At 69.2% G+C, this 6,244-nt stretch carries 6 protein-coding genes and 1 pseudogene; 3 read left to right on the top strand and 4 right to left on the bottom strand.

Annotation, left to right across the window (positions count from 1 at the left end; genetic code table 11):
- Nucleotides 1–309 (bottom strand): helix-turn-helix domain-containing protein (locus G6017_RS06855; RefSeq protein WP_182616616.1); only part of this gene is annotated, 309 nt, incomplete at its 3' end.
- Nucleotides 310–378: 69 nt separating this feature from the next.
- On the opposite strand from G6017_RS06855, the gene leuC reads away from it, so the two are divergent.
- From leuC to G6017_RS06840, 3 genes are all read left to right on the top strand, one after another.
- Entirely contained in the window at nucleotides 379–1,845 is a 1,467-nt protein-coding gene (leuC, locus tag G6017_RS06850) for a 3-isopropylmalate dehydratase large subunit (protein ID WP_182616614.1), read from the top strand.
- Nucleotides 1,846–1,850: 5 nt separating this feature from the next.
- On the top strand, nucleotides 1,851–2,456 hold the full coding sequence (gene leuD / locus G6017_RS06845) for a 3-isopropylmalate dehydratase small subunit (RefSeq protein ID WP_182609742.1): 606 nt from the start codon (nucleotides 1,851–1,853) through the stop codon (nucleotides 2,454–2,456).
- Nucleotides 2,457–2,600: 144 nt separating this feature from the next.
- Entirely contained in the window at nucleotides 2,601–2,981 is a 381-nt protein-coding gene (locus G6017_RS06840) for an HU family DNA-binding protein (RefSeq protein WP_179525501.1), read from the top strand.
- A gap of 9 nt (nucleotides 2,982–2,990) precedes the next feature.
- Here the strand turns inward: G6017_RS06840 and G6017_RS06835 are convergent, their stop codons facing one another.
- The 3 genes and pseudogenes from G6017_RS06835 to G6017_RS06825 form a co-directional block, all read right to left on the bottom strand.
- Entirely contained in the window at nucleotides 2,991–3,911 is a 921-nt protein-coding gene (locus tag G6017_RS06835) for an NUDIX hydrolase (RefSeq protein WP_182616612.1), read from the bottom strand.
- A complete protein-coding gene (locus G6017_RS06830) occupies nucleotides 3,908–6,004 on the bottom strand; it encodes an RNA degradosome polyphosphate kinase (RefSeq protein ID WP_182609743.1) in 2,097 nt (698 codons plus the stop codon). Before G6017_RS06830 ends, G6017_RS06835 begins: the two co-directional genes overlap by 4 nt.
- Nucleotides 6,001–6,244, bottom strand: a pseudogene (locus G6017_RS06825) (2-phospho-L-lactate guanylyltransferase); the annotation flags it as partial. The gene G6017_RS06830 and the pseudogene G6017_RS06825, both read right to left, overlap by 4 nt.

Here is a 6,244-nt window from a genome sequence, read left to right as displayed (position 1 = left end):
GCGCCGATACACCTGGACGCTCTCCTCCGTGGCCTCGCGGAGGCGGGGCAGGACCGAGGATGCGGCCTCCGCCAGGGAATCCGCGGCGTGCGCGGCGAGCTTGGCCAGGCCCGGGCCGAGGCTCCACACGCCGGCGTCGTCCCGGGACAGGAGCTGGTGGATCTCGAGGCCCACCGCGAGCCGATGGGCGGTGGCCCGGGGGAGTCCGGTGCGCTCGCAGAGGTCGGCCAGGACGCACGGCTGCTCGGCCACCGCGTGGAGCACCGTCATGGCTTTGTCGAGGACTCCGATCCCGCTATACTGTCTCACAGTTCGACTATAGCGTCCTACATGGTGAGAATCCATCGGTTCGACACCCGGGCGTGGACTGGAGGCGTGATGAGTGTGACACCGTCCGGAGGTGCCCGGGGCCGAACCCTGGCGGAGAAGGTCTGGGACGACCACGTGGTGGTCAGGGGCGAGGGGGAGGGCGAAGCCCGTCAGCCGGACCTCATCTACATCGATCTCCACCTCATCCACGAGGTCACCAGCCCGCAGGCCTTCGACGGGCTCCGGCTGGCGGGCCGCGGCCTGCGCCGTCCGGACCTCACCCTGGCGACCGAGGACCACAACGTCCCGACCGACATCGTCGGCGGGGCCGTCAACCTCATCGCCGACCGCGTCTCACGGACCCAGATCGAGACGCTGCGCACCAACTGCGAGGAGTTCGGGGTCCGGGCGTACCCGATGGGTGACCCGGGGCAGGGCATCGTCCACATCATCGGGCCCCAGCTCGGCCTGACCCAGCCCGGCATGACCGTCGTGTGCGGGGACTCGCACACCTCGACCCACGGAGCGTTCGGCTCCATCGCGATGGGTATCGGGACGTCCGAGGTCGAGCACGTCATGGCCACCCAGACACTGTCGCTGCGGCCGTTCAGGACCATGGCCGTCACCGTCACCGGCGAACTGCAGCCGGGGGTCTCCGCCAAGGACCTCATCCTGGCCGTGATCGCCCAGATCGGGACGGGCGGGGGTCAGGGGCACATCATCGAGTACCGCGGCGAGGCCATCGAGAAGCTCTCGATGGAGGCGCGGATGACCATCTGCAACATGAGCATCGAGGCCGGCGCCCGGGCCGGGATGATCGCCCCGGACCAGACCACTTACGACTACCTGAAGGGGCGGCCGCACGCCCCCGCCGGGGAGGAGAGGGACGCCGCCGTCGAGTACTGGACCGGCCTGCGGACCGACGATGACGCGGTGTTCGACACCGAGGTGGTGATCGACGGCTCCGCCCTCACCCCGTTCGTCACCTGGGGCACCAACCCCGGCCAGGGTGTGCCCCTCGGGTCCACCGTCCCGCACCCGGAGTCCTTCGGGGACGAGAGCGACCGTGTCGCCGCCGAGGGTGCGCTCGAGTACATGGACCTCGAGGCCGGCACCCCGTTGCGCGATGTCCCGGTGGACGTGGTCTTCGTGGGCTCGTGCACCAACGGGCGTATCGAGGACCTCCGGACCGTGGCGGAGATCATCGACGGCCGCGCGGTCGCCGAGGGTGTCCGGATGCTGGTCGTCCCGGGATCGATGCAGGTGCGCCAGCTCGCCGAGCAGGAGGGCCTGGACAAGGTGTTCACCGCGTTCGGCGCCGAGTGGCGTCAACCGGGGTGCTCCATGTGTCTCGGGATGAACCCGGACTCACTCGAGCCCGGCCAGCGCTGTGCCTCGACCTCCAACCGCAATTTCGAGGGCCGCCAGGGCAAGGGCGCCCGTACCCATCTCGTCAGCCCGGCGGTCGCCGCGGCCACGGCCGTCGTCGGCCGCCTGGCCTCGCCCGCCGATCTCGAGCCCGCGAAGGGGGCCTGATCATCATGGAGCCGATCACCACCCACACCGGCATCGGGGCGCCGTTGCACCGGTCCAACGTGGACACCGACCAGATCATCCCCGCCGAGTACCTCAAGCGCGTCACCCGCACCGGTTTCGAGGACGGACTGTTCTCGTCCTGGCGAGCGAACGAACCCGACTTCGTCCTCAACCGTTCCCCGTACGACCGCGCCTCGGTGCTCGTGGCGGGTCCGGACTTCGGCACCGGCTCGTCGCGCGAGCACGCGGTCTGGGCCCTGAAGGACTTCGGCTTCCGCGTCGTCATCTCCTCGCGCTTCGCCGATATCTTCCGCGGCAACTCCGGCAAGTCCGGACTGGTGGCCGCGCAGGTCGAGCAGCAGAACGTCGACCTGCTGTGGAAGATCATGGACGAGCGTCCGGGCCTCGAGTTGACCGTCGACCTGGGGACCCGGACGGTGACCGCGGGAGACGTGACCGTCCCGTTCGAGATCGACGACTACACCCGCTGGCGCCTCATGGAAGGTCTCGACGACATCGGGCTCACCCTCCGGCAGGCCGATGCGATCGCGGAGTTCGAGCAGCGCAGGCCGACCTTCAAGCCCGTCACCACCCTGCCCGGTCGCGGCTGACCGACCGGGCACCTCGCGGCTGACCGACCGGTCACGGAGTCACGTCCGGAACGCTCCCCGTGACGGCAACGTGTGAGTATGCTTATATTTCGTATGACGCGGTGCTCTGCCGCGTCGGCGTACTCACCCTAAGGGGGATCCCTCGTGAACAAGGCCGACCTGATCGCCGAGCTGGCGGAACGGATGGACGGAGACCAGCAGCTCGCCACCGAGGCGCTGGAGAACACTCTCGACATCATCGTGCGGGCGGTGGCGGCCGGAGAGTCCATCACCATCATGGGATTCGGCATCTTCGAGAAGCGCGCACGCGCGGCGAGGGTCGCGCGCAACCCGCACACCGGTGAGTCCATCCCCGTCCCACCCACGTACTCGCCGGCGTTCCGGCCCGGGCAGTATTTCAAATCCGTCGTGCAGGGCACCGAGACCCTCCCCGAGGGTCGCCTCGCCGCCAAGCGGTCCAGTTCGCACCAGTCCTTCGGCGGTGTCGGGAAGAACGGTGTCAACCACCGCGACAAGGTCAGCTGAGCGCCTGCCTTACCGCACGGGGAGCGGGCTCGGGTAGTAGTCGGCGAACACCAGGGTCCCACCGTCGAATCCCAACCCCCAGGCGCCGGACTTCTTGGTCGAGGTGTCCCCAACGTCGATACCGGCACGTACGGCCAGGTCGCCCAGGAGGCCGGGGATCGCGGTCCCCTGAGAACTCACCACCGCCACCCCGTCGCCGCCGGCGATCTCGAGGAGGCGGGCGCGGGCGGCGGCGGGATCGTCGAGGTACGCCTCGTCGCTCAGAACCGGCTCGGGTGTGACCCCGACCCCGAGCTCGTCGGCGAGTGGGGCCAGGGTCTGCTCACACCGCACCCGGGGGGCACAGTGGAGCCTCCGGACGCCGAACGCCCTGAGCATCGGGACCAGGAGTTCTGCCTGGGTGCGTCCGGCCTTGTCGAGCGGGCGCGACGAGTCGTCACCACTCCATTCCGAGCGGCTCCCCGCCTTGGCGTGTCTGACCAGCAGGAGGACAGAATCCACGGGCCGGGCCGCGGCGAAGCGCGTCAGGATCTTGCGGTCCAGTGCGTACGAGACCAGTTCCTTGGCCTCGTCGACCGGGAGCCACCGGATGTCGTCGACCTCGGAGTTGGGCTCGAAGCCACCCCCGGACGCGAGCGCGGACCAGTAGGTGACCTCCTTCCGGGTGTTCTCCTTGAGCGGGTACGCGGTGGTCCCGATCCTGGACTCGAGAGCCGCGGAGAACCCCGTCTCCTCCGCGATCTCGCGCACCGCGGTGACGGGCAGCGACTCACCGGGATCGACCTTGCCCTTGGGCAACGACCAGTCGTCGTACCGGGGGCGGTGGACCACGGCGCAGCGGGCGGACCCCCCGTCCATGCGGTACAGGACGGCCCCGGCCGCGGGGACCACCCGGACGCTGGTCCGGCCGCCGTTCGACTTCCTGCTCATCGGTCCCGGAACCCCGCGTGGACGGAGGCCATGCGCTCCTGGTGGTCGACCGAGTCGGACCGGTCCCCGGGGGCGGGCATCCGCGCCCACGAGGCGTCAGGCCTCAGATGGAAGCTGCGCGTGGCCGGGTCGAGGGCGGAGTCGAAGATGCGGTGGATCTGACCCTTGAGCCGGGGGTCGGTGACGGTGGTCATCACCTCGACCCGGCGGTCGAGGTTCCGGTGCATCATGTCGGCGCTGCCGATGAGCACCTCGTCCGCCCCGCGGAAGTTGAGGATCCGCGAGTGCTCGAGGAAGCGTCCGAGGATCGAGCGGACGTGGATGTTCTCGCTGAGCCCGGGGACACCGGCGCGCAGGGCACAGATCCCGCGGACCACGATGTCGACCTGCACGCCCGCCTGCGAGGCCCGGTAGAGGGCGTCGATGATCTGCTCGTCGACCAGCGCGTTGGCCTTGAGCCGGATCCCCGCCTCGCGACCCTCGGCCGCGAAGCCGATCTCGCGGTCGATCCGCTCGATGATCCCCGAGCGGATCCCCTCGGGGGCCACGAGCAGTCGTCGGTACTTGGAGACGTTGGAGAACCCGGTGAGGTGGTTGAACAGGTCCGTCAGATCGGACACGACCTCCTCGTCCGCGGTGAACAACCCCACGTCCTCGTACAGGCGGGCCGTCTTGGGGTTGTAGTTCCCGGTGCCGATGTGGGCGTAACGCTGTAGCCGGTCGCCCTCCTTCCGGACCACCAGGCAGGTCTTGCAGTGTGTCTTGAGTCCCAGCAGGCCGTACACCACGTGGACACCGGCCTGTTCGAGCTCTCGCGCCCAGCGGATGTTGTTCTGCTCGTCGAAGCGGGCCTTGATCTCCACCAGTGCGACGACCTGCTTGCCTGCCGCCGCGGCGTCGACGAGAGCGTTGACGATGGGGGAGTCGCCGGAGGTCCGGTACAGGGTCTGTTTGATCGCCAGCACGTTCTCGTCCGCAGCAGCCTGTTCGATGAACCGCTGGACGGTGGTCGCGAACGAGTCATACGGGTGCTCGACGAGGACGTCGCCCTCCTGGAGGGACGCGAAGATGTTCCGGGCGGTCTCACGCTCACCGAATGCCGGGGGGGTGGCGGGGACCATCGCCGGATCCTTGAGGTCGGGCATGTCCAGGCCGTGGATCTGCCACAGTCCCGTCAGATCGAGCAGTCCCGAGAACCGGATCACGTCCTCGGAGTCCACGTCGAGTTCGTGCTGGAGGATCCGGAGCATCCGCGGCGTCATGTCCTCGGCGATCTCCAGCCGCACGGCGGAGCCGAAGCGGCGGCGGGCGAGCTCGCGCTCGAGCGCCTGCAGCAGGTCCTCGTCACGGTCCTCCTCGACCTCCATGTCCGCGTTGCGGGTCACGCGGAAGACGTGGTGCTCGACCACCTCCATGCCCTGGAACAGGTCGCCGAGGTGGGCCGCGATGATCTCCTCGGCGGGCACGAACGAGTACTCGTCCTCCGCGTCCCGGGCGACCCTGACGAACCGGGGCACGTTGTGGGGGATCTTGACCCGGGCGAAGTGCTCCTGCCCCGAACCGATGTCGCGGATGATCACCGCGAGGTTGAGGCTGAGTCCGGAGATGTAGGGGAAGGGGTGCGCCGGGTCGACGGCGAGCGGTGTGAGGACGGGGAAGATCGAGTTCCTGAACAGCTCCGCCAGGGAGAACCGCTCGTCGGCGGTGAGCTCGCCCCAGGGCAGGATCCGGATCCCGTGTTGCTCGAGTTCGGGTCTGATCTCGTCGTGGAACAACCGGGTCTGCTCGTCGCAGAGCTCGCGGGTCCGGACACTGATCCGGCCGAGCTGCTCGGCGGGCGTCTGGCCGTCGGCGGATCTGACCGACAGACCCGTCTTGTCGCGGCGCTTGAGGCCGGCCACCCGCACCATGTAGAACTCGTCGAGATTCGACGCGAAGATCGCGAGGAACTTGGCCCTCTCGAGTAGCGGCAGGTCCTTCTCGCCCGCCAGGGCCAACACTCGTGCGTTGAAGTCGAGCCAGCTGAGTTCTCGGTTGAGGTAGCGGTCACGGGGTCGGGGGAGTTGCTCGAGCACGGGGTCGTCTGCGGTCACCGGACCATTGTGGCCGATACCCCGGCGGAGTGAGCACGTTGACTCACGGAGGGGGTCCTCAATACCGCCGCGGTGGCCTCACCCACGGCGCGTCCGGTCAGTGCCAGGACGTCCTCGGGGGTGTCGACGTCGCGACCGGCCGCGCCCGAGGGATCGGCCCCGCCGAGCGGGACGGCACCACCCTCGGACAGGTGTCGGGCGGCGGAGTCGGGCCCGAACCGGGGCACGCGCACGCCGGCC

Source organism: Dietzia sp. B44, from assembly GCF_014145245.1.
GTDB classification, from domain to species: Bacteria; Actinomycetota; Actinomycetes; order Mycobacteriales; family Mycobacteriaceae; genus Dietzia; species Dietzia natronolimnaea.
Note: the sequence above shows the minus strand (reverse complement) of the source record. Positions and strands in the feature narration are given on the sequence as shown.

Coding starts and splice junctions, on each gene's coding strand:
- leuC (WP_182616614.1), top strand. CDS start 379: ATGAGTGTGACACCGTCCGGAGGTGCCCGGGGCCGAACCCTGGCGGAG.
- leuD (WP_182609742.1), top strand. CDS start 1,851: ATGGAGCCGATCACCACCCACACCGGCATCGGGGCGCCGTTGCACCGG.
- G6017_RS06835 (WP_182616612.1), bottom strand. CDS start 3,911: ATGAGCAGGAAGTCGAACGGCGGCCGGACCAGCGTCCGGGTGGTCCCC.